The 23,791-nt window shown below is 62.9% G+C and carries 13 protein-coding genes; 3 read left to right on the top strand and 10 right to left on the bottom strand.

What is annotated here, in order from left to right; all coding sequences use genetic code 11:
* Window positions 1–3 precede the first annotated feature (3 nt).
* From pglZ to IZR02_RS13995, 4 genes are read right to left on the bottom strand one after another with little or no spacing between them, the layout of a single operon-like run.
* Window positions 4–2,718: a BREX-2 system phosphatase PglZ gene (gene pglZ / locus IZR02_RS14010; protein ID WP_081811510.1), complete on the bottom strand. Its 2,715-nt coding sequence runs from the start codon at window positions 2,716–2,718 to the stop codon at window positions 4–6.
* Window positions 2,715–6,344, bottom strand: a complete 3,630-nt coding sequence (locus tag IZR02_RS14005) for a hypothetical protein (RefSeq protein ID WP_025102575.1) — start codon at window positions 6,342–6,344, stop codon at window positions 2,715–2,717. Before IZR02_RS14005 ends, pglZ begins: the two co-directional genes overlap by 4 nt.
* A complete protein-coding gene (gene pglX / locus IZR02_RS14000) occupies window positions 6,341–9,898 on the bottom strand; it encodes a BREX-2 system adenine-specific DNA-methyltransferase PglX (protein WP_025102574.1) in 3,558 nt (1,185 codons plus the stop codon). The genes IZR02_RS14005 and pglX overlap by 4 nt, the downstream gene beginning before the upstream one ends.
* Complete coding sequence (locus tag IZR02_RS13995) at window positions 9,895–13,893, bottom strand: protein kinase domain-containing protein (RefSeq protein WP_081811509.1); 3,999 nt, start codon at window positions 13,891–13,893, stop codon at window positions 9,895–9,897. Before IZR02_RS13995 ends, pglX begins: the two co-directional genes overlap by 4 nt.
* A 325-nt stretch (window positions 13,894–14,218) precedes the next feature.
* Between IZR02_RS13995 and mobF the strand changes: the two genes are divergently transcribed.
* Window positions 14,219–17,770: a MobF family relaxase gene (mobF, locus tag IZR02_RS13990; protein ID WP_025102571.1), complete on the top strand. Its 3,552-nt coding sequence runs from the start codon at window positions 14,219–14,221 to the stop codon at window positions 17,768–17,770.
* A gap of 50 nt (window positions 17,771–17,820) precedes the next feature.
* On the opposite strand, the gene IZR02_RS13985 is transcribed toward mobF, so the two are convergent.
* The 3 genes from IZR02_RS13985 to IZR02_RS13975 form a co-directional block, all read right to left on the bottom strand.
* Window positions 17,821–18,549: an adenylate/guanylate cyclase domain-containing protein gene (locus IZR02_RS13985; protein ID WP_025102570.1), complete on the bottom strand. Its 729-nt coding sequence runs from the start codon at window positions 18,547–18,549 to the stop codon at window positions 17,821–17,823.
* An 8-nt stretch (window positions 18,550–18,557) separates the two neighbouring features.
* On the bottom strand, window positions 18,558–19,031 hold the full coding sequence (locus tag IZR02_RS13980; RefSeq protein ID WP_162817521.1) for a Pycsar system effector family protein: 474 nt from the start codon (window positions 19,029–19,031) through the stop codon (window positions 18,558–18,560).
* A gap of 594 nt (window positions 19,032–19,625) precedes the next feature.
* On the bottom strand, window positions 19,626–20,051 hold the full coding sequence (locus tag IZR02_RS13975; RefSeq protein ID WP_025102569.1) for a hypothetical protein: 426 nt from the start codon (window positions 20,049–20,051) through the stop codon (window positions 19,626–19,628).
* A 164-nt stretch (window positions 20,052–20,215) separates the two neighbouring features.
* On the opposite strand from IZR02_RS13975, the gene IZR02_RS13970 reads away from it, so the two are divergent.
* On the top strand, window positions 20,216–20,476 hold the full coding sequence (locus IZR02_RS13970) for a hypothetical protein (protein WP_157544385.1): 261 nt from the start codon (window positions 20,216–20,218) through the stop codon (window positions 20,474–20,476).
* A 44-nt stretch (window positions 20,477–20,520) separates the two neighbouring features.
* Here IZR02_RS13970 and IZR02_RS13965 read toward each other — a convergent pair whose 3' ends face one another.
* From IZR02_RS13965 to IZR02_RS13955, 3 genes are all read right to left on the bottom strand, one after another.
* Window positions 20,521–20,796, bottom strand: coding sequence for a hypothetical protein (locus IZR02_RS13965; protein WP_025102568.1), 276 nt, complete (start codon window positions 20,794–20,796; stop codon window positions 20,521–20,523).
* Window positions 20,797–20,879: 83 nt separating this feature from the next.
* Complete coding sequence (locus tag IZR02_RS13960; protein ID WP_025102567.1) at window positions 20,880–21,497, bottom strand: hypothetical protein; 618 nt, start codon at window positions 21,495–21,497, stop codon at window positions 20,880–20,882.
* Window positions 21,498–21,531: 34 nt separating this feature from the next.
* Window positions 21,532–21,846, bottom strand: coding sequence for a hypothetical protein (locus IZR02_RS13955; protein WP_025102566.1), 315 nt, complete (start codon window positions 21,844–21,846; stop codon window positions 21,532–21,534).
* A 131-nt stretch (window positions 21,847–21,977) separates the two neighbouring features.
* Between IZR02_RS13955 and IZR02_RS13950 the strand changes: the two genes are divergently transcribed.
* Entirely contained in the window at window positions 21,978–23,786 is a 1,809-nt protein-coding gene (locus tag IZR02_RS13950) for an oleate hydratase (protein WP_025102565.1), read from the top strand.
* The last annotated feature ends 5 nt before the right edge of the window (window positions 23,787–23,791 follow it).

The raw sequence follows: 23,791 nt of genomic DNA, 5'->3' as shown, positions 1-23,791 counted from the left end.
CGGCTATCCTCTCAAGCCGAACTGTTCGCGTAGAAGCTGTTCATCAAGGATGACGGTGACGCGGTCTGGATCGATACGAACGACCTCGTAGCCATCAACATTGAGCACTCGACGTAGAGCGGTGAGAACCCCACGGAAACTATGCGAAGGTACACCGAGCCTGGTCGCCAACGTATCTTGGTGGGCGCGACCACCGCCTGTGAGGAGCGAATCAACGACGGCAATCGCATCCGAATCATCGATGGGGTGACGTCCACCCGCTTCTCGGCGTCGCTGATACCCAGGATTCTGCACCAACCGTTCGCCCAAAGACGCGGTGACGCTCTCACTCTCACCGGCATCATCCTGCGTGGACTCATCGACGGTGTCGAACAACGTGATGGCTCCTGGAACGTCTGTGGGCGGTTTCTTTGTCTTTCGTGGCTTCGACGCTACCGGTGCCACATTGGCGTGCCCACGCGCCTCCGCATCGCGTAGTGGCTCATTCCACCAGGTCGGCTCTTGCGGCGGAGCCTCGACCCAACCCTCAGGCGCAGAAGCGCCGTGAGGCTGCAGGACTACGATGGGAATGACCAGCTCCGAAAGCGACGCGCCGCCGTGATAGCCAGCCTTCTTTGAGGCATAGCGCAGGCCGTCGTTGACAGCAAGCACTGCTTGGCCTCCGGGGGCGAGTACGCGCGGCCCACGGACCAGCACTTCATCGTCAGTAACAGGACCACTGTCTGCTGTACGCCAGCGAGCGGGAGAACCGGGAATATTGTGCAGCTGACCTCCGCGTTCAACAACATGTCCGTGGTCCGAGGTAATGATCACAGTCCGACCGCTCTTGGAAGCTTCGCCGATCAGCGCCCGGAGGTGGGCAACTGATGCAAGGGTCCACTGTAAGGCGTCGACATCCGCACTGTCGAGTGACTCATCGATTGTGTTGAGCACCGCCGCCACGATCTTCTCTTTTGGATCAGCAATCGTCGACGTGACAATCGGCGGAAGCGCATGCCCTGCCTCAGATCGCAGGTCATCCTTGTGAAACACGACACCCTTACATGCGGCTGCGAAGCGCGACTTTTCAGTCTGCTGGTTCCCGGCCATCGGTGCACCGGCAAACAGTGAGCTTCGCGAGAACTCCGTCACCGTTGGCAACATCGCCACCGCGACATCCCGCTTCTTCGAGTCCGCACGGACCAGCTCTTCCCATCCAGAATGGGTGAGTTCCGCGATGAGTGCTGATGCGGCCGGCACGCTCATCCCGTCGAGCACGAGCAGTAGCACCCTGTTTTGCGCTGAAAGCGGGATAACGTGCTGAGCCAGGAGCCCTTCAATGGCGGTCACCTCGTCGCTATGCAGCACCTCGCCCGACAGCATCATCGCAGCACGAGCGTCGTCTTCGCGGCGTCGCCGCTGAACTGCGTGCGCAAGATCTCGGTAGGCGCCCGCGAGCACCGCGTCCGTGTCTCCAGACCACAGGCGACCGAGTGCGCGTTCCGCCCATGCGCCGTCAGCGGCAAACGCGGCAACTGCGGCGCCGAACGAATGCGGGGCAACGGTAGGTGAAGCAAGCCAACGTGCTGCGCGGGCTGCGGTCTCGGCGGTGTCTAGGGACTCGCCCAGCGATGCGCTCGCCTCATGCGACTTCAGCAGTACGAACGATTCGTCCACAGCGATGGACCCGCGGGAGGACGGATGCTCCGCGGCTTCCCTGACCCGAACGGCGAACGTTGCGACTCGTGCACGCAGCCCTGCAATCAGGAAGGGTGATGCCGCAGCGCCTTCCGCCCATCCGAGGTCATCACAAATAGCTTCTGCTTGTTCCAAGACGTTCTGGGCATCCGCGCGGTTGGAGATCAGCCACCGTGAGGTCACAGTTCTCGCGGCGGCTCCGTAACGGGATGCGGCTGCTGCGCTTGGATCTGTCCCTACGTGCCGTTCAATGCGGACGCGTGCTGCAGCAGTTGTAGCATTCACGTGGAGGGGTGCAGCTTCCCCGGCGATCGCACTCGGCCACAACTCGGCAAGTACAAGTCCTACCGCCATCGGAGAGACGGAACCGGATCGACCTGCGGCGCGAAGCGCAAGACCGAGACTCGGGTCGATCTCCGCGCTTGCCGCACGGATAAGCCCATCGAGCGTGCCCGCGTCCAGCTCACGCAGGCGTACTTTCACACCATCATCATCGAGTGGTGCCAGCGCTGTGGACAGCACCTCCAGGTCATCGCTGCGGTCTAAGCCCAGGAGAGCGGTGAGCAAGGCCCGAACCACGTGGCGAGCAGAGAGCACGCCACCCGGTGCAGGTAGGTATCCGCGCTCTGGCCGCCAGGCCGCCAGCAAGTCTGGTATCCAGCTTCCCAGGGCGCGCACAGGCGGTGGAACCTGCCGATCGCGGACCCCGAAATAACTTGGGACGCTGTCCCACTCGTCTAGCGTTGCGACTTCATGCCGTTCGGCCTCTACCCAGACCGCAGATCCTAGTTCGCCAGGCCCCAGATCGGTGAGCACGACGACAAACTCGTCCTCGGGAACCCGGCGAATCGCATCGAGTGCAGCGAGACCAGACACGCTCGCCGCAACATGGACTCGCTGACCAGCCACGCTCAGTACTGGTTCGCCCGTCCAGACTGGCTGGGCGCGCACCAACTTCACCCGCGACTTGCGGCGAGGGCTTTCGAGCCACTCAGCGATGTGATCGCGGAGTGCGCGCTCCGGAGCAACGGGCAGATTCATGACTCATCGACCTGCCAGGTGATCGTCACCCGATCGGCGTCGCGTGCTTGCGTCTCCGAGCGAATCTCCTTGCCGAGCCGCGCGAGCGCCGCGTCAAGTTCCGCCACCGTTGTGCGAGTGACGTGCCCGGTGAGCGCGACGGGCGACGGCACTGGAGGAGCTGGCGACACCGGCTGGGGTGCAGGCGGCGTCACAGCGGGCGACGTTTGCATGAGGAGCGTGCGTGCCTCGTCTGCTGTTTTGTGAAGTTGCGCTTCGAGCCCCGCGATTGACTCATCCAAGCGGGCGGTTTCTTGGAGTGACGCGAGTGTCGCTTCGAACTTAGGATCGCTTCGTTGCAGCGCAGCCGAGACCAGACCCCAATCGAGGCCGCTCAGCAGGCGAACCATGCGCTCAGCGGATGCGTGTGTGGCACCGAGTGCAGACAGTTCGTCGGGCAGATCAAAGCTCGACAGTGTCTCAATGAGCGCCGTGTCGGACATGGTGCCACTCAAGGTGTTCAAAAGCTCGCGCAGGCGCCTCGCGGTAGCGAGACGCCCGACCTGAGCCGAGGCGTCCAGCCCGAGCACGTCGACGTGTGCTTCCAGCTGAGCAACGAGAGCCGAAACCCCGCTGTCCATCGCTTTGTTGCGGATTGCGGTGGCAAACCGCGACACTGCGCGCGTAGTACGGTTGTGTTCAGGGGCGATGCCAAAGATGGCCCCGGCGCGATCTCGTGCGTGGCCCCAGTCATCTTCGCTTGGGAGGTTCGCCTTGCGCGGTACGGCTCCGCCCGCGAATCCACCGATGGTGAGCGTACCTGCGTTGCCAAAATCATAGTTGCCGAGCAGTGCCCAGGTGATGAGCACCGCGTCTTCCATGTTTCGGGTCATGCCCCGCGAACGAAGTTTCTCGCGCAAGCGATCGACGCTGATCGACTCCCCGAGTTCTCCCTCCCAGCGAGCGAGTTCGGCGCTCCATCCGAAGTGAGCCTGATCGACGACGAGCACGTTCTCATTCACGGTTCCCAGCTTCAGTGGAGAAATCACCTCGCGCGCAATGCGCTGTTCCGCATGGGTGAGGCCCTGTCGTCGGCCACCGGCCTCGACCGTGGCAGTCACAAGCTCGACGGCTTCGGTGAGTCGACGCAGCGTGACTTCGTCGGAGCCGAGATCCGGGTGATCGGGAAATTCTGCCGCCCATGCTGTGTCCAGCGCATGGTGGAGACCGTCGAGCAAGGTGCCAGTCGGCGGCGGAGCGATCGTCACTCCCGGCAGGAGCGCTTGGAAGATCTCGCTGCCCCCGAGTTCGTGACCGACATTGACTTCCTCGGGCGTATTTACGTGGTACGCCTGGCGAATGGCACTGGCGACTACGTCGCGTAGGGTGCGTCGTTGTGCCTCCAGGTTTTGCCTGGCGGGGCCGCGATCGGCAACCGGGAGGTGAATCGCGTTCTCATCGAAGTGGTTGCCGTTGAGGAGGAACTCAAGCTGCACGAGCTTGCCGAGATCGGTTTGGCGCGCATCTGACAGGAAATTCGGCACCCAGGCAATCGTGTTCGCTTCGCGCCCGTCATCTTTCACCTGTTGGAGTCGGGCGAGATCATCGGAAGGCCTACGGTCTCCGCTGTCGTAGGGGAAATCGATGATCACATGCCAGTCGGTATCGCTGTGGACGAGGTCGCTGTCGAGCACATCGCTCGTGTCACGAACATTTCCGAACTTCACGGTCACATTGCGTTTCTGACCGCGCCACACATGGGAGAGGCCGCGCCCAACCAAGCTCTCGGAGCTGAGGTTAAGCTCTTTCGCGAGCATTTTGCGGACGAGTTCACGGCGTGCCTGTGAGTTGTCCTCAGTGACGACGCGTTGCAGGATCGAGTCGTAGTCCACGCCGCTGAGCGTGGCGGTGATGATCGGGTCAGTGCCGTCACCGACGCTTATCTCGCCGAACTCGCTTGCCCATTCACGAACAAGAGCGAGCGCCTGGCCCGCTTCTTGGCCGGGAATAAAGGCTTCGATGGTGCCGTAGTTGAGCGCGGCGAGCTTCGCAGCAGTGAGCTGTGAGAGCGACTTTGCTTCCGGTGCAAGCGCCGCGATCAGCACCGTCTTCGCCAGGCGATCTTCGGTCACGAAGGCATGACCGCGATCGAGACCTTCAGCCGCCTGCTCGGTGAGGCCATGCTTCCGAAGCAGGTACGGGCGCATCTTCTTCAGGTAAAAGTCGGCCGAAATGCGGAAGTGCTGCTGCATCTCATCGGTGAGAGGCTGCGAACCGCCGAGCACGACCGGGGCGTACAGGTCACCGACCGGGATGACGTCTGACACCCGTAGGGTGTCACGGCCGTCACGCAGCAACTCGGCCATGAGCTTGAGTGCAGTTCGCTCTCGCTGCATGAGGCTGGAGAGCGCGACCATCGTGTCCACGAGCGCGGGGGAGAAGGGATAGACGTCGCCGAACGCCTGCTCATTTGAGTTCGCATCGTCTGAGAGCAGGTAGCCCCACGCAGCGTAGTCACGCTTGACCTCCGTGAGCGCTGACTGCAGTGTCGCTGCTGCTGACGCATTCTTGGGCTGCAGCAGTCGCTGCTTCACGATCCTTGGGAGGTCCGCAGCCTGCAACTTGATCTTGGTGAAGCGATCTTCCCAGTACTGGAACAGCTGGCCCTGCGCTGCGCGTTCAGCCCCAGAGGCATGGGTGCCGAGGAAGTCTCGGAGGTCGCGCTGGCGTGCAAGAAATGAAGTGATCGGAATTGGCAGGTTTGCGGCCGCATTCTCAGCGAGCTGCACCACCTTCTCAATCTCTGTACGCACCCAGTCTTCGTTGGTGAGATGCTGCCCCAGCCAGAGCACAATCTCGTCGATCAGGAACACGAGCCCCTGATAGCCGAGCGAATTGGCGTGCGCGGAGAGGGCTCGCAGGCCGTCTTCCATCGGCAACCACTGGCCCGCGCGTGCATACCCAGAGAAGTAGCTGTCGATCAGGTCGCCGACGAGGCGGTCTCGATCGGGTGAGCCTGGTGCCTGGGCAGCTGCGGCCTCGAAACTTGCAGCATCCCAAGCACTCGCGAGTGTGCCCCACGCCGAGTCAACGCTGCCGATCCCGGCAAAGAACGCGTCGTCACCCATGCGAGTCCGCATGTTCCGCGCATCCACCAGGAGCGAGTCGCTGGCGTGCAGAATTGGTGCAGGTGCATCGGGGTGCTTCTCGGCGATGGTCTTGAGGTACCCCTTGAAGATTGCGTCCTCGAAAGATGTGGCCCCGAGCAGGTTGTAGTCCAGCGCGAGAAGCTTGTGCCCCAGGAGATCCTGACGCGCTGCGACTGTCGATGCGAGGCCAGAAATCTGCCGCGCTTCGAGGTCGCCGGTGAGCAACAGGTGCAGTACGGCCATGTAGTGCGACTTACCGGAGCCGAAGGAACCGTCGAGGAACGCACCGCGAGAGGACTGCCTCGCAAGGGAGCCCGCCACGAGATCGAGACCGGCACCAATAGCTTCAGCAATGGCTTCGGTGACGACGTAGTCTTTCACCGTCTGTGTGTGACGGGCAACGCCCTCGTCGAGCTTGATGACAAAGTCGGCGGCTTCGACACGCTCTGGGATCTCGATGAGATCGCGGAGCGGTGAGTGCTGCGTGTATTCAGTCATGCGCGCTTCCTTCCACGTTTCGGGGCTGGCGGCAGCCAGGCAAGAACCTCGTCGCGGCCGGTGCCCAGTCGCGCGAGCAGTGAGTTCGTCATTTGATGGATCGCGGTCGAGGGCTTGATGCCGCGGCTGTCCATGTCGCCATACCACTGGTCGAGCCAAGGCTGCAGTTCGATGAGCGCGCCGATGAGCGGCAGCAATTGTTCGTGATCGGTGTCAGAAACCGTCGGTGCGAGCTGGGTCGCGAAGCGGCCGATTGCCTGGCCGCGCTCGCTGTGGTTCCACCCGGCCCAGCCGTAAACCGCCGTGGGGTCTTCGGGGTAGGTGTTGCCAGGGAAGGAGATGAACCGTTCCTTTGGCACATCGAGTTTTCCGCGGGCACTCCAATAGCTCGGCTTGAGGAAGTCGGTTGGCTTGTACTTCGGTGGCACTGGTACGGCCACCTGCTCGCCGCGGTCTTCCGCACGCTGAAGTTCCCAGGTCTGCTCCCAGGCGCGGAACTTTTCGATGCCACTGGGCTTGTAGCGAAGCGGAGCAAAGGCTGGTACTGCTTCAGCCTGCATCAGCTTGCCGAGTTCAATAGCGAGGTCGTAATCGCGTGAACCGGTGTGGATTGTCATCAGCTCACGCAATCGTTCGTCGTGGCGAAGCCCATCGGCGACTTGCGCGACGGATCGCACGAGGGGCCGCCCGGCAGAATCCGCCCACAGCTCACGTGTCTCAAGACGGTCGAGGATCGCGGTGCGAGCGGCGGCCGCAACCATCGCGTCCCAACCAATGGTTTCCCACTTGCGTTTGAAGTCAGGTGTTTCAAGAAGCCGAATCTTGCGGTTGTTTTCGATCTCCAACAACCGCAACTTAACAAGATCCTTGTAAGACTGATCCGAAAAATCCGGAACTTCATTAGTTTGGACGGTCGCAAATTCAGCAAACCAACGGGTGATGAGTTCTCCGGACTCGACCTTGCGAGAAAGCGCGATCTCGATCGGTCGCCCCCCAACCACAACCAGCTGATGGATTGCCTCGACCGGAAGCGGCTGGAGTGCAGTGAGCCCGTAGGCTGCATATGCAGCCCAATCCAACTCCTCCTGGACCGCAATCATCGTGCGACGTAAGAATTCCCACTGTCGCCCTGCGTCTCCGAGGGCCAATGACAATGAACGCTCGGAGTTGAATGCGCGTACAAGAAGTTGCGCTGATTCCGTTGCTAGTTCGTCGAGCTTGTGTGCGTACGTGCGGAGCGATTTCGCAGGGACAGGAAAATCCTTCAACTTCGTGGCGGTGAACTCGTAGAAGTCACGCCACTTCTCGTCCTTACTGCTGCCGCCACCGGGACCGCCCTTGTTGTGACTGACCTGCTTGAGCCAGAAACATGCGGTGGAAGAATTGAGCACCCCGAGCAGGTCGTAATGGTCGTCTTCGCTTGCGCCTTCCGGCAGCTTGATCACCGGCGCGGAACGGTTGAACACCTTTCCACCTCGGTCGAGCACGAAGTGGTTGTGCGTCGCCACGAATGCGAATGTGATGGTCAGAGGCGTCTTGAGCTTACTCTCGGCGAGAAACGCATACTGACTCCAGTGGTACCCGCGCTCGGAGGGAGACTTGCCGAAGAAGATCACGCTGCTCAGATTCGCGCGGTATGGCCATAGCCACCGGGAATCTTTTGCAGTGTCTGTAACTCGAAGTTCGGAGTCATACGGCCAGAAGCGATCGACCGTCGCCAAATGGTAATCGCGAACGGCGTCTCCAAGGACGAGTCCGACTTTGTCTCCGTCGAAATGTGGAGGTACTTCGAAGGGAGACTCCTCTCCAAGGACTGCCACGATACCGACTTCTGAGATCAGGGCCCCCAACTGAGTTGACCCATACTCTTCTAGGTGCTTCTTGAGGTCACCAGCACCGCCCCCGGAGAGAGACCAAGGGAACTTTGCGTACGTGTCGCGAGGTGCATCGACGACCGAGACGTACTGCCCGTCGTAGCCCGGTGCGTTGATGTGGTCGACGATGTCGCGCCACACCTTGCCGTCCGCCGCTATGGAAGGCTGGCCGGGCTCGCCCCGCACGCCGAGCATCGCGCGTACGGTTTCGAGCTGCGGTTTCTGAGGGCGTCCGACAAGAATCACGGTCGGGGTGCCGTGACCGGGTATGTACGCGCCCGACGTATCGATGATGTGGGTGAGATCCACGTATTCCGGGGAAACGCCAGTGAATATGCCGGACAAAAAGCTCTGGATGAGCTTCTTGCCGAACTCGCGCTTCATGAAGGAGTTTGCGGTGATCTGGCCGACGTATCCAGCGCCGACGCCGGTTTGCGCGGGCTTCGCAAGACGGAACAGCAGCTCCATGAACGGCACAGACAGGGCGTACTTGCCATGGCAGGTTGAATAGATCGTGCGGTAGCGATCTCGGAGCTTGGCGTCTGGCGGCTGGATGTAGGGCGGGTTCGCCACCACCACGTGGTACTGCCCGTCTTCGAGTATGCCCGCATACTCGGTGAGATCTTCTGTGTTGTAGGGGACGTACTCGCCGTCTCCCAGGTCGAGACGCATGCTGCTTGAAGAGCCGCCAAGCAGGGAGTCGCCGATAGCGAGTTGGAACTTGAACGCGGGGGCGTTGACGATCGAAGCGATCCCAGAGGCCCGGAGCGCCGCCACTGTGAGCCGGAACCTGGCGATAGCGATGGCGAAGGGGTTGAGGTCGACGCCGTGAATCGAATCAAGTGCGCGCTGCACTCGGTCTCCGCGATCAGTGCCAGGTGCCGCCGCGGTCCATGCCTCAACCAGGCGATCGAACGCACCAAGTAGAAAGTGTCCCGAGCCGCACGCGGGATCGATCAGCTTCAGGCCGGTAAGACCGAACTCCTGAATCGCCGGGGTGAGCGTCTGATCGAGAATGAACTCCTCGACAAAGTCCGGGGTCTGCAGCAAGGCGAAGGTTTTTTTCGCGTAGTCAGAGAGGTCTTGGTACAGGTCGCCGAGAAAGCGGGTGCCAAGCTCAGGATCCCAAAAATCGTGGATCAGCTCGCCATCAGCGTCGACTTTGCGAAAGAAAGCCAACAGACGGTCTGCGGCGGCGCCGGAGATCGGTGCGTGCCAGACCGGCGAGTGGTCGAGGTCGACGAGTGTGCGGCCTGCCGGGAGTTCAGCGAGGGTCCCGAACGCGTGCTGGAGCCATTCACGGCCCGTCATGGTCGGCGTGGCGGTGTAGAAGGCAGTCTCGTTCTCTACCGCACGTTCGAGCCCGTCTCCGGGGGCAGCGATCCACGGTTGAGGCAGTGCGCGACCATCTCGTTTTGCGCCCAAGAGCAGGCCGTTGTCTTCGCAGAAGCGGATGAACACGGACGCGATGATCCATGCGACCGCCGCTTGTGCGACTTCGCCGTTGCGCCAATCGATCCAGGAGAGTCCCGTGCGATCCCGATTCTTGGCACGTTCGTAGTCCTCACGCAGCTCGGCGCCCCAGGGTGTGGTGGTGTCTTCCGCGCGCTCGGTGAGGTCTGCTTCCAGGGCTGAGAGTTCGCGTTTGAGGTCTGCGAGCAGTGCCTTCGAGTCAATCATTGTGCAGCGACCTTTCGAGCAGAAGCAGACGATGTGGAGAGCGGGGGGAGTTCGAGTGGCAAGTTTGTCCAGCCATCCGCGCCGAACGGCATGGGGTTGCCGTCCAGATCAGGGGCGCGCCCCGACTGAGGCTTGGGCAGCAGAATCCATCGAGCTGCCGCACGCGGAGTGGCAAGGTCGCAGACTCGCGCAATCAAGTCTGTGAGGCCAAGTCGAGCCAGCACGGCCGCGTTGATGAGCAGGAGAGGCTCCGGGGTCTCCAAAAGCTGTTGCCAAACCGGCGTGACGGCCATCTTGGCAAGCTGCAGGAGGTTGCGGCGATTCTGCGTGCCATCGGCTTCAGCGTCTGCACGCAGCACGACGTCCCAAGAGATGCGATTCTGCTCGGCAGTGGTCTTCAGCGCGCCCAGAACGAGGTCAGCGAGGTCGACGACACGCACGCCGGAGTTTGCTGCCAGTGCGTCGGCCGCTTCACGAAGTGAACGGTGGCGTACCGATGCGGCAAACACGAGTGCACCGTGGTCACGCAGCGACGCGGAAAGCTTTGCAGAGAAGGCCGGGTCAGCACCGGCCTCTGCCATGCTCGTCGATGACGCGGTGTAGGTCGACGACACATCGCTGACCTCACGCAGAACGTACTTGCCTTGCTCGGGTTGCCATTCCAGGTGCGGGAGTGCTGCTCGCACTGCATCGTCGAGCTGAGGTCGGGACGGCACGGCGGAGATATCGGGGAACCGTGCTTTGACGCGCTGTTCGATCGTGACTGTCGCGAGCTCGCGGGTCGCGGTACCGCGGAGAGCAACTTCCACAGCTCGGGAGGGGTCGAGAATGCTTCGGTAGGCCTCACCCATCGATGAGATGCGCCCGGTCTGCGAGAGGCCGATTGCGATCTGCGCAATGCGCGCCCCAGGAAGAGAAAGCGGTTCGTGAGGAGGCAACGTAAAAGCCTCACGCAGCGCAGATGCAGGCACGATGTCCGACTCGGTGAGCAGAGAATCAACTGTCTGTGCAAACCGAAGGAGGGTCTCGATGTGCGTTTCGGCGGCGTCAAAACTCAACCCCTCGTCGCCGTCGGGCGTGTAAGCGATCACCGCCTCGCCGGTATCGCGTGTCTTTTGGGCGAGGAATCGAGGCGACTGGGCGCGAACATCGAACTTGACGATCGCATCGATGATGCCTCTCGCGGCCTCCTGTCGAGGTCCGTCGCCAAGAGTCGACCCGTATTCCCGAAGTAGCTTTGCTGCCAGCTCGGAACCTGTCGCGACGTTGCCAAGTTCTCTCAGCCACACTGAGACGTCATCCATCGGCTGACGGAGCAAACTCTGCTTGCGGATACGCGCACGCCACTGTTCGTCGGTTTCGCCGTGCTTCTGTGCAAGCGGGCTGATGAACTTCTCGACGGGGCGACGACCCTGGACGACGGGGGTCTCGGTTGGTGCAGCTGGCTGGGAGAGCCGGGCGCGCCACTCCCTGACGCGGGAACTGATTTCTCGCCGGACCTGTTCGCCGAGACCTCGGATTTGATTGATGGCCATTGGTGGAACGCCAAGCAGCTCGCCGACTGTTGTAGCGCCCGATCGAGAAAGCGCCGAAAGTGCGCGCGCGCTTAAGCCTGAGTCGGTAAGTGAGGTCGAGAGTTCCGCTTGGGCTGCCTTGTGCTCATTGGCTGCAAAGTCGGCGTCAGCTGTATCCGCTGTGCTTAGCGCCTGCGACCATGCTTTTCGCATGGCCTCCAGCGAGGGATGTCGGGCCGCTGCGGATGGGTGGAGAGCGGTGCGGAAGAAGCCCACCATCGCATCGGCGATGCTCGGCTCGAACTGACTGAACTCAATGACCGGCGGGTCTGCGGGGCGGGTGGGGCGGTCTCCGGTTTCCCACCAGACCGCGTCTGCGCTTGCGAGTTCGAATAGGGTGGCCGCGATCGCAAAGCGCTCTGCTGCGCTGTCGTACTGGGGTCGTTCGCGCGAGCCCAGGTAGGGGTCGAGATACGGCTTAGATCCAGATTTGATATTCGCGACTGGTTCGTCGGACAGCGAGAAGTCGAAGAGCTGCAGGTGGGGCTTGCGTGTGCCAGGGTCGGGTCTCACCGCGAGGTTTGACGGTTTGACGTCACGGTGGAAGACGCCACGTTCTGCGAGATGCGCAACTGCGGCGAACAGATCATCGCCGTACCGTTCAAGCTGCTCAATTGTGGCCCGGCCCTCAAGCCGGATTCGATCGGCGAGGGTCTCTGCGCCAGCATCCGTCATGACGATTGCTTGACGTTTGCCGACAGTTAGCGGTCCATCAACCCGCTTGACGACGCGGGGGTGATCGAGTCGATCAAGTGCCGCGGCTTCGCTCTTCAGACGTGCGGCGGCTGCATCGTCTTTCGCAAGCTTGAGAATCAATCCCTCGCGTTCGAGCGCGTAGTCGTTGACTTCAAGCGCAACACCCGTGGAGCCCGAGCCTCTGCGCTTGACGATCTCAAAGCGCTCGCCAACGATGTCGCCCGGGGCAGATTCGAGAGGGTCGACATCCGTTGGGGTCGGCGCGGATCCGTGCTCAGAGGTTCGCGCTCTCGAAAGCTCATCGAGAAGCACGCCAATGTCGATGATGCGATGCAGCTCCGAGAACGCGGTTGCATCAACGAGCACTTCGGCGTACGCATCAGAGATCTCTGGCAAGACAGCGCGGGGGTCAAGGCCCTTCGCATCAGAGTTCAAGAGCGCTTCGAGCGCAGCAAAGTTCACCGCGGGTGGCTTGCCCGTCAGAATCAGGAAGGCGAGCGCGCCCACCCCATACACGTCGAGCGCCTGCGGCGACGAAGAAGTGGTGTTTCTGAGCGTCTCCGGCGCGAGGTAGAAGAATGCGTCCTGGCTGACAGACGCGGCAACGTCGGTGACGCCGCGAGACATCAACGTGGCGGTTGAGGTGCCCTCGTCGGGTCGTTTGCCGAGGTCCCAGTCTCTGATCCGTACCTCACGGGTGCCGTCGCCACTAGTGTGGATGCGTACGCTGCTCGGTGAAAGTGCACGGTGCGTGAGCCGCTGTCCATGCGCAAACCGAACCAGTTCCGCGATATCCTGAACGATGGCCTCGCGATCGGCGAAAGTAAGCGTGTCGCCGCGCTTGGAGAGATAATCGGCGAGACTCATTTCGGCGGGGTCGAAGTTGAAAACAAGCGCTGAACCTTCTTCGGTGCTCAGCATGTCGGCCGGGCCAATGATGCCAGGATGCCTGATTCCGTCGGTCAAGCGGAACTCGCGGGCAGCTCGCCGATCGATTTCTTCGCGGCTCTCCTTCGAAGCGCCCTTAGGGTAGGGGAAGAGACGAACGCGACGCTTCGTATTTGCTTGCGGGTGTGTCACGAGAAAGTCTTGCCAGCCGTTGCCCTCGTCGAGAGACTCGCTGGAGTCGAGCGCGTACTGACCGATCATGCGTTGCTTCGCGCGGGGCATCAGGCCCGCGGCCTTCATCAGTCGATCGATGTCATTCGCGCGGGCGATATCTATCGGATCCTTGAAGGACGGCTGCGCTACCAGATCAGAGAAGTTGCGACCAGCGCCGAGGCCACGCACACGGAAGCCATCGAGCGCCCAGACTTGTTCGGCACCATACTCGTCGAGTTGCACCTGAGAGTCTTGGCCATGCAACACGATCGCTTCACCGACGAACGGAACGATGCGAGGGTTCAGGCGTGCCCTGTTCGCGACGTCTTTCAGTACCGACGCGAGCCGTTTGGCTTTCATATTTGCGAGGATGCGAGGATTGCGTTCCGTTCGGCCCGCATGGGTCCAGTTCATCTGGTTGCCATGGATCTCACCGTGCCAGCCTTTAAGCTCCACGACGTACATGCCGCCGCTCGTGATCAGCAGCACGTCGACCTCGTTGAGGCGGCCACTCGTGTCGGTGAAGGTGACGTTCGCCCAGGCGCGTGCGACACCGTCCTCTGGCAAAAGATCGCACACTCGTTCGAGGGCAGCAGCCTCTTGTGCCTGGGCGGGATCCCCCATCACGCGCCAGAGTGGCGAACTACGCTTCAATATGTTCCTTGGATGTCATGAATCTGCTGTGCACGCGCTGGCACATGTGAAGTTTCCCTCATTCTCTCAGAATGGTCCGACATCCTGCCGATTTCGCTCCTGCGTGCGCGTGGCACAGAGCAAGTTTGGCGCAACCAAGCACCATGCACCTCTGCGCTGCCGTCGGCGTAGATTCCGCAAATCACAAGAGCCCACGCGTCTGGCAGATCGAGGAAGATTGCCTTCGGTGACGAGTTCGTAGCGCCTGAGATGTCGCATGTTCACCTCCTCCGTAATGGAGGAAAGGTGAGCATCAATGACGGTGTCGATGCGGCTGATGTCGGCTGGCGACGGCTACAAGTACCTGCTGCGCACTGTCGCAGCCGGGGATAGTGATCGTTCCCTCTCGACGCCACTGACGCGCTACTACAGCGCCGAGGGCACGCCGCCCGGCAGATGGATGGGAGACGGTGTCGCTGCGCTCGGAGGCGGTCAGCTCGCAGTGGGGACGGAGATCTCCGAGGCTCAGCTTCAGCTCCTCATCGGTATGGGCCGTGACCCCATCACGGGCGAGCCGTTGGGGCGGGCGTATCCGCAGTACACGCCGAAGGCCGAGCGGATCGCCGAGCGAGTCGCCGCACTCTCGCCGGGCCTGAGCGCGGCGGCGCGCGGCCGCGCTGTCGCCGCGATCGAAGCTGAAGAGTCCGCGCGAGGCACACGTCGAGCAGTCGCGGGATACGACTACACGTTCTCGATCCCGAAATCCGCCTCCGTGCTGTGGGGCGTCGCGGACGCTGGAACACAATCGCTCATCGCCGAGGCACATCATGCCGCGGTTGCAGAGGTGGTTGCATTCATGGAGCGTGAGGTTGCAGCCACGCGCGCCGGAGCAACCCCCAGCGACGGTGCGGTTGCGCAGGTTGACGTGCGCGGGCTGATCGCAACGGCATACGACCACTACGACTCCCGCGCGGGGGATCCTCACTTGCACACCCACGTCGTGATCAGCAACAAGGTGCAGACCGTGCTCGACAACAAGTGGCGCAGCTTGGACAGCCGCCCGATGCACGCCGCGACGGTGGCGCTCTCCGAACTGCATGAAGCAGTGTTCGCGGATCATCTCACACGCGCCTTGGGGGTCGAGTGGGAGGCTCGCGAGCGAGGTCGCGACCGAAACCCGGCCTGGAGTATTGCTGCAGTCCCACAGGCGCTGGTCGAGGCATTCTCATCTCGTTCGAGACACATCGACGAGGAGAAGGATCGCCTCATCGCGGTGTATATCGAGAAGCACGGTAGGCAGCCATCGAGCGCGACGATCATCAAGCTGCGCGCCCAAGCGACACTCGCCACGCGGCCTGAGAAGGAGATCCACTCGCTAGCTTCGCTTACCGAAGGATGGCGGCAACGAGCGGGAGCGATCCTGGGTGAAGACGCCACATCATGGGCGCACAGAGCCGTTGCCAACGATGCGCCCCTACTGCTGCGAGCTGACGACATGCCACTTGACGTCATCGAGAACCTCGGCGTGAGTGTCGTCGCGACTGTGGGGGAGAAGCGCTCCACCTGGCGGCGCTGGAACCTCACCGCCGAGGCCGCACGACAAACCATGGGATACCGCTTTGCGAGCACGCGCGACCGTGAGGCCGTGCTCGGGATGATCGTGGATGCCGCCGAAGCCGCATCACTCCGGCTGACGCCACCCGAGCTGGCATCGAGTCCCGCTGTCTTTCGGCGCGCTGATGAGTCGTCGGTGTTCCGGCCGAGGAACTCCGCGGTCTTCTCTTCTGGGGAGCTGCTCGGCGCAGAGGGCCGGTTGCTGCAGCTCTCGCGCGTGATGTCGGGCTCCACGATCCCGCTCGCCACTATGGAGCGCATTGCGCGGAAGCCGGACCGTGAGCGACGGATGCTCGGAGCTGACCAGGCATCCGCGCTGTCAGCGATTGCGGTGTCGGGGCGGGTGGTCGACGTGCTGGTCGGGCCTGCAGGGGCAGGCAAGACAACGGCGATGCGTGCGCTCCGGCGGGCGTGGGAGTTGGAGCACGGGCCTGGCTCCATCGTCGGACTCGCACCCTCATCAGGCGCGGCGCAGGTGCTCGGCGAGGATCTCGGGATCGCGACGGAGAACACCGCGAAGTGGTGGCAGACACACCTCCAAACGGGGGAGACGTTCCGGCGTGGGCAGCTGGTCATCGTAGACGAGGCTGCTCTCGCTGGAACGTTGTCACTCGATCGCATTACACAGCTCGCCGCGGATGCTGGTGCGAAGGTGCTGCTCGTCGGCGACTACGCGCAGCTCCAAGCCGTGGACGCAGGTGGAGCGTTCGGGCTCCTCGCGCACGATCGCGACGATGTCGCCGAACTCGTCGATGTGCACCGCTTCACGCAAGAGTGGGAGAAGCGCGCCTCCCTCGACCTCCGACACGGTCACGTCGAGGTGCTCGACATCTACGCCGAGCATGACCGCATCGTCGAGGGCGACACCGAAGCCATGATCGAGGCTGCGTACGCAGCGTGGCGGGCCGACCAACTCGCCGGGCGCGCGACCGTGCTCGTAGCGGACTCGAACGAATCGATCACTACGCTCAACACGCGTGCACGCACGGACCTGATCCTCGACGGTGTTGTGCGTGGCCCGCGCGAGGCCGACCTGCACGATGGCACTAACGCGGCGCACGGCGACATCGTCATCACGCGCAAGAACGATCGTCGGCTCCGGGCGGGTGGCAGCTGGGTGCGCAACGGTGACCGGTGGCGCGTGCTTGATGTGCGCACCGACGGATCGATGCTCGTGCGACGCGAAGGGCGTTCTCGGGGAGCCCGCCTGCTGCTACCCGCTGGTTATGTTTCCGAGCACGTCGAACTCGGCTACGCCGTGACTTCCTTCCGCGCCCAGGGCCTCACCACAGACACTGCCCATGTTCTGGTTGATGCTTCGCTGACGCGGGAGAGCCTCTACGTTGCGATGACCCGCGGTCGCGACGCGAACGTCGCCTACGTCGCGGTCGACAAGCCCGATAACTCCCACACGGGTCCGCATCCCGGCGACAGCGGGGAGGTCACCGCGCAGAGTGTGCTGACCGGTGTGCTTCAGCACGTGGCTGTCGAGCTGTCTGCGCACGAAACCCTCGCTGCTGAGCAGGAGACTTGGGGTACCATCGCCCAGCTTGCCGCCGAGTACGAGACGATCGCGGCTGCCGCGCAGCGCGACCGGTGGGCATCGCTGATCCGGGCATCCGGGCTGACTGCCGAGCAAGCTGATGACGTCGTCGACTCTGATGCGTTCGGGCCGCTAACCGCCGAGCTGCGACGAGCCGAAGCGAACCATCACGATGTTGAGGCGCTGCTGCCACGGCTCGTACAAGCCCGCGGCTTCGGCGACGCAGACAATATCGCCGCGGTGATCCGGCATCGAGTGGCGGCGGTCACTGCGAGGGCCGTGGGGTCGAGCCGGAGGCACTCGGCCCCCAGGTTGATCACCGGGCTCATACCGGAGGCAACTGGCGCCATGAGTGAAGAGATGCAACGTGCGCTTTCGGAGCGGGCGGGACTGATGGAGGCACGTGCGGATGCTGTTCTCACTGCGGCGATTGCACAGTCGGCGCCATGGATTGTGGCGCTCGCTGCCGAACCTGCCGACCCGCGTGGCGCCAGACATTGGCGCCGCGCAGCGCGCGTGGTCGCCGCCTACCGAGACCGCTATCAGGTCACTTCTAACGCCGCACTCGGCGCACCGTCCGACGGGGCCGTCCAGAAGATCGACCGAGTCCGAGCCGTAGCGGCTCTACTTGAGATCGAGAACTTGGGGCGGTTGCGACCGGCCGCGAAGCCCACTGCTTCGCTTCAAGCTCGCGGGCTGGGGCTGAGGTAGCGGATGTTGGAACACGCTCCGAGTGGAGATCCGCCCATGGGCCAGATCTGCTAGGAAAGCGACTCAATCCAGTCGTTCATGGTCGTGAGTATGACGTTCCCCGTGTACACGGTTCCGTGACCGGCCAGATGAGTGGAGCTGAACCATGCCTTATCGTTATCGTCAAGATTCAAGTGGATGTCGCCACCCATGTAGATGGGGCCGTTCCAGCCTCGCCCGGCTTCATGAGCGAGATGGGCCGCGCTGTTCACAACGTCTCCCATATAGATGACGTCGTTGATGCCACTTCCACTAAATCCCGCCTTGATCATCAGTGCGCGACCGTAGTCGATGCCGATGCCGATTTTGATGGGGTCGATGCCCTTCTTTGCGTAGTGGTGGTTCAAGAGCTTTAAGAGCGTGTTCGCGCGGCAAGCAACGGTGAATACCTCCGAAATATCTGACTTATAGGGTGTGTTGAATACTGCCCAAACGCAGTCGCCGACAATGCTGACCTCGCGAACAATAGGAGTTGAATTGAGGACTGCCACCATCTCCGAGATAAATGCTCGGTAGATCTTTGCCAGTGTTGGTCGCTTATGTTTACTGGTCAATCCCGAAGAATCGCGAATGTCAATGAAGATTGCGGAGCATTTGCCATAGAACCCGTTGCTGTAAGTGAGCTTGTCCCGATCTGGAAGTGAGTCAGGTTCTTCGAATGTTCCTGCAGGCTGATCGAGAATTGTCTTGATTCGGTCAGCACTGCTGGTGTAGCTATAAGATTTGTAGTTTCCATCCATAGTCTCTCCTAAATGTTTCCGAGGCCGATGATGGTCGCCAAGGCTGCGACACCAGCACCTGATGCGAGCGCTGACCGGATAGCCCACTTGGCGTAGATAGCCTTCGTGGTGGCAATTGTCGCGTTTGCGTGGACTTGATGTGCGAGATCGCGAGTCAGTTCAACAGGATCCGCGGTTAGCGTACGCAGGACGTCAGCATACTGTTCTCGTTGCCCCTTAAAGTTGCTGCTTATGCTTGCGTAGAACAGTCGGTTTATGGCGTCGCTAGTCGCGTCCTTATCGTTCACGCGTGGTGTCAGGGTCCAGCCGCCGAGGGCCCCGGTGGTGATGAGGAGTAGGCAAGTAATCACCACGACCACATCGAAAAGAGTGTGCCTTGCTTCAAAGTCGCTCACGAGGTTGAAGGTCATCGTTCCCAGTACGCCAACAAAGGCGAGTGTTACGCCTGCTTTGGTGTCTGAATGGCGGATCCACTCGTTCACAAGCGATAAGGCTTGCCATGCATGATTAGGGTCAGGGGTAGGTTCAGCGAAGGTAGTGCCCGAATTTCGGTACACACTGAACTTAAATAGTTTGCGCACAGGGCAAGGCTATCCGGGACCTCCGACGCTGCTTGTAACACAGTCGGTGAGGAGGTGCAGAAAGACCTCGGGGACTTGAAGCGGTGATGGTGGGAGCAAACGTGGGGAAGCGCCGACGCCGGTCTGAAGAGACTCGTTCAGTGACCACGGAGGATATGAACCAGACGATCCACGGATCATTGCCGCCCGGCATGCCCGCGACTACCCTTAGGAGGGTGCCACGGTCTCGCAACACCACGCGAAGCGCCCATATTTCACGAGTGGCACGCAGAGGGCACGGCCACGCTGCAACCCTTGAGATTCCGCATGTTCACGCGGCCCACGACGAGTACTGGGACTTCTGAGTCCTGCGCGGCGGGACGCAAGCAGAGTAATGCGTCCGACTCCGGCCGACCCGACCCTCGGGCTGGCCGGAGGCGCCGTCGGGTGACCCACCGTGAGCCTGACGATCGCGGTCCGGTCGTCCGCTGTCAGCGCTCAGACGGAACGGTCGGGCTACGGCACGTACTCGCCCGATGTGTAGTCGGCGACGAGCTTCAAGGTGCCCGCTGACGGCCGCGCGGACACCCACACAGTGCGCGGATCCCACAGGTTCCCTTGCACCGACAGTTGCGGCGTCGCCCCCATCTCCGCGGCGAGTTGTTCCGGGGTCATGCCGTCGGGTGGGCGAACGGTGAACGTCACCGAGCAGCCGCCGCTTCCGCAGCCTTCGCTCTGGCCGACCACCTGCGCGCCGGCAGGGAGGGGCACGGCTGACAGGGGAGGAGTGTCGCCCTCGTCCGTCATCATGAACAGCCAGCCCAGCCGTGCGAGGTAGAACACGATGAGGAGAGCTGCGGCGACGATCAGGCCGACCCGGATCCTGCGGCGCCGCGTCGAACCCTTCTCCGGAGTGTGGTCGGCTATCGGAGCGGGTTCCATGGCGTGAGCATACCCATCGCCCCTTGAAGATCCATCCGCCGCAGACCGAGCATGACATAGGCCGGCCTCCTTCGCAGGAGAGATGACGACCGTCATCGCGGTCGCGCTCGCCGCGATTCGCAAGACTATTCTGTGGCGCTGTGCTGCGCAGTAGCGTGGCGGATGTGAACACGGTTCTGGATGTCAGCGGGGAGATGTTCGACGTACGCGAATCAGGACCTTCAGATGGGGTGCACGCCTACCATTTCACGTGGACCAACGGGCCCGAAGACGGTACGTACGGTTTCTCGCTCGGAGGTAGCAATCTCACGGCCGAGCAGCTGGAACGAGCGGCCCGGAGTTTTGTTCAGTCGTTCTTTGCGCCGGACGGCCTCGGTGCTTCCGACTTCCTTTCCTTCATGGAAGGTCGAAGATCATCGCAATGACCCGGGTCGCGGGTCTCTTCCTTCCGGCGGCTATCGGGTAGACCTCAGCGTGCGCTCAGGACGAAGGCCAGAACCGCTCCCAAAACGGTGCCCGCGAGCATCGCGGCGGCGGTCCAGCCGACGATGCGGCCTCGGGCGACCTCGCGTTTCGTCGCGTACACGCCCGCGCCGAGGCCACCCGCCGTCGCTGCCGCCATCGTCACGCCGGCGACGAGCGCCTGGACCCCGTAGTCCGGCGTCGGCGGAGCAGGATCGACGAGCGGAGTCGAAAAACGGTAGGTCATGACGAGGCCGAGAGTGATGAGCGAGACGGCGGTCATCGCTGCAATCAACCACCACGCTGTCGATTTACGCATCAGTCACCCGCTCTCGCGCGTCGATTCCGGTCGCGGAGTCGCTCGCGTCAGTCGCCGTCGCCGAGCACAGGGACGCCCCAGATCCGTGCCGCATCGGAGATGAGGCGATCCATGCCGTCCGGCGACTCTCGGCGAAGCGGCGCGTCGTCCCTGGTCACCGGCACCGGGATCGCGACCTGTCCCGCTTCCTGCGAGACCACGATCACCAGGGTCGGATAGAGGAAGGCGCCCTCCTGGATGCCGCCCCTCGTCACCCCCTGGATCCGGTCCCGGGGAACGCTGTAGACCGTGAGGAGACGCGCTCCCCCGCGGACCAGCCGAAACCCCGAGGGCTCGATGACTCCGGTGGGACTCGCCGTGAGCAGGCCGCGGGGTGCGGCGCCGAGTCCGAGAAGGGGGATCGTGCGCGAGAGGTACGCGGCCACGCCGTTGAGGGCGTAGGAGCCGAAGATCCGTGCCTGCGGCTCACGCTCCCGCAGCGCTCTCCGCTGGGCGCGCTGCAGTCGTCGGATGCGCCCGAGCACGATCCAGATGATCAGACCGGCGAGTGCCACCCCAGCGCCGAACACGAGCGAGGTCGCGACGGGCGGCTCGCCGTCCAACAGGGGGCGCACGAGCGCCCCCCAGACGAAGAACGCCGCCAGTGCGGCAGCTATCGCGAGCATCAGTCTGTTGGCGGGCGGGTTCCTGCGCACGAGATCAGCCGCCCCACAGGAACGCGGCGGCGGGAAGGAGCGCCAGGACGCCGAGCACGGCTCCGACGACGGGCCACGCATACCCTCCGCCGTCGGCGCGGGCGAAGACGAGCCCGATCACGCCGAGGACGAGGGCGATGCCACCGAAGAGGACCGCGAGCGGCAGCGTGAGGAACACCAGCCATCCGTAGTTCGGGTCCGCCGTCCCCGCCAGGACGAAGACGATCGCGGTCGGCAGGATCCCGACGACCGCCGCGCTTTCGGAGGCGACTCCGCATCCGAAAGCGCGGCGACGGGGCAACGGAGGGATCTGAGTCACCCCGCGATCCTAGCGATCACGCGACTCGGCGAGGGCGAGCCCCGGCCGCTCGCGGAGGAAGCCCTTCCTTTCCGCATCGGTTTCGGCTGGACTGTGCGCATCGGCGTCGAACCAATCGGAGGGTGGGACAGATGTACCGCAGCAATGGGAACTACGAAGCATTCGCACGACCCCGGAAGCCGGAGGGGGCCGACGACAAGACGGTCTGGCTGGTCGGCGGCGGTCTCGCCGCGATGGCGGCCGCGATCTTCATGATCCGCGACGGGCAGGTGGCGGGGGAGCGGATCACGATCCTCGAGGAGCTGGGGCTGCCCGGCGGTGCGCTGGACGGGATCAAGTACCCCGAGAAGGGGTTCGTCATCCGCGGCGGCCGGGAGCTGGAAGACCACATGGAGTGCCTGTGGGACATGTTCCGCTCCATCCCGTCGTTGGAGATCGAGGGTGCCAGCGTGCTCGACGAGTTCTACTGGCTCAACAAGGACGACCCCAACGTCTCCCTGTGCCGGGTGACCGAGAAGCAGGGGCAGGACGCGCATACGGACAAGCTCTTCACCCTCTCGGAGAAGGCGCAGAAGGAGATCGTCGCCGTCATCCTCGCCACCCGCGAGGAGATGGAGGGCAAGCGGATCGACGAGGTGTTCGGCGACGACTTCCTCGGCAGCAACTTCTGGCTGTACTGGCGGACCATGTTCGCGTTCGAGGAGTGGCACTCGGCGCTGGAGATGAAGCTGTATCTGCACCGCTTCATGCACCACATCGGCGGGTTGCCCGACCTGTCCGCGTTGAAGTTCACGAAGTACAACCAGTACGAGTCGCTCGTGCTGCCGATGCGGAAGTTCCTCGACGACCACGGCGTGCAGTTCCGGTTCCATCACACCGTGACCGACATCCAGTTCGACATCGAGGACGATCGCATCCAGGCGACGCGCATCGACTGGATCGCCGACGGCGAGCCCGGCGGCGTCGACCTCGGTCCGGACGACCTGTGTCTGGCGACGATCGGGTCGCTGACGGAGAACTCCGGCAACGGCGACCAGCACACCGCTCCGGAGCTCAAGACCGGCCCGGCCCCGGCCTGGGACCTCTGGAAGCGGATCGCCGCGGAGTCGCCGGTGTTCGGGCGACCGGAGGTGTTCTGCAGCGACATCGACAAGACGAAGTGGGAATCCGCCACGGTCACCACCGTCGACGAGCGCATCCCGAAGTACATCGAGAAGATCTGCAAGCGCGACCCGTTCAGCGGCAAGGTCGTCACCGGCGGAATCGTCACCGCGAAGGACTCGGCCTGGCTGATGAGCTGGACGGTGAACCGGCAGCCGCACTTCAAGGCGCAGAAGCCGAACGAGATCGTGGTCTGGGTGTACGGGCTGTTCGTCGAGACGCCCGGCGATTACGTCAAGAAGCCGATGCAGGAGTGCACGGGCGAGGAGATCGCGCAGGAGTGGCTCTACCACCTCGGTGTCCCGGTGGAGGACATCGCCGAGCTCGCCGCGTCGGCGGCCAAGACGGTCCCGGTGATGATGCCGTACGTGACCTCCTTCTTCATGCCGCGCCGGGCCGGCGACCGTCCGCAGGTGGTCCCGGAGGGAAGCGTCAACTTCGCCTTCCTCGGTCAGTTCGCCGAGACGACGCGCGACACGATCTTCACCACCGAGTACTCCGTGCGCACGGCGATGGAGGCCACGTATCAGCTGCTCGACGTGGAACGCGGCGTGCCGGAGGTCTTCAACTCGACCTACGACATCCGCTACCTCCTCAAGGCGACCGCGCGGCTGCGCGACGGCGAGGCCGTCCACATCCCCGGCCCGAACTTCCTCCAGGGTCGCCTCCTGGACAAGCTCGACAACACGCAGATGGGAGAGCTGCTGACGGACTTCGGGCTCATCCCCGCGCACGGCGCGACGGTGCCGCGCCCGCGGGACGACGATGCGATCGCCTGAGCGTG

This window comes from Microbacterium paraoxydans (genome assembly GCF_019056515.1).
Classification (GTDB): Bacteria; Actinomycetota; Actinomycetes; order Actinomycetales; family Microbacteriaceae; genus Microbacterium.
The sequence above is the reverse complement of the archived record's forward strand: the minus strand, read 5'-3'. Positions and strand labels throughout refer to the sequence as shown.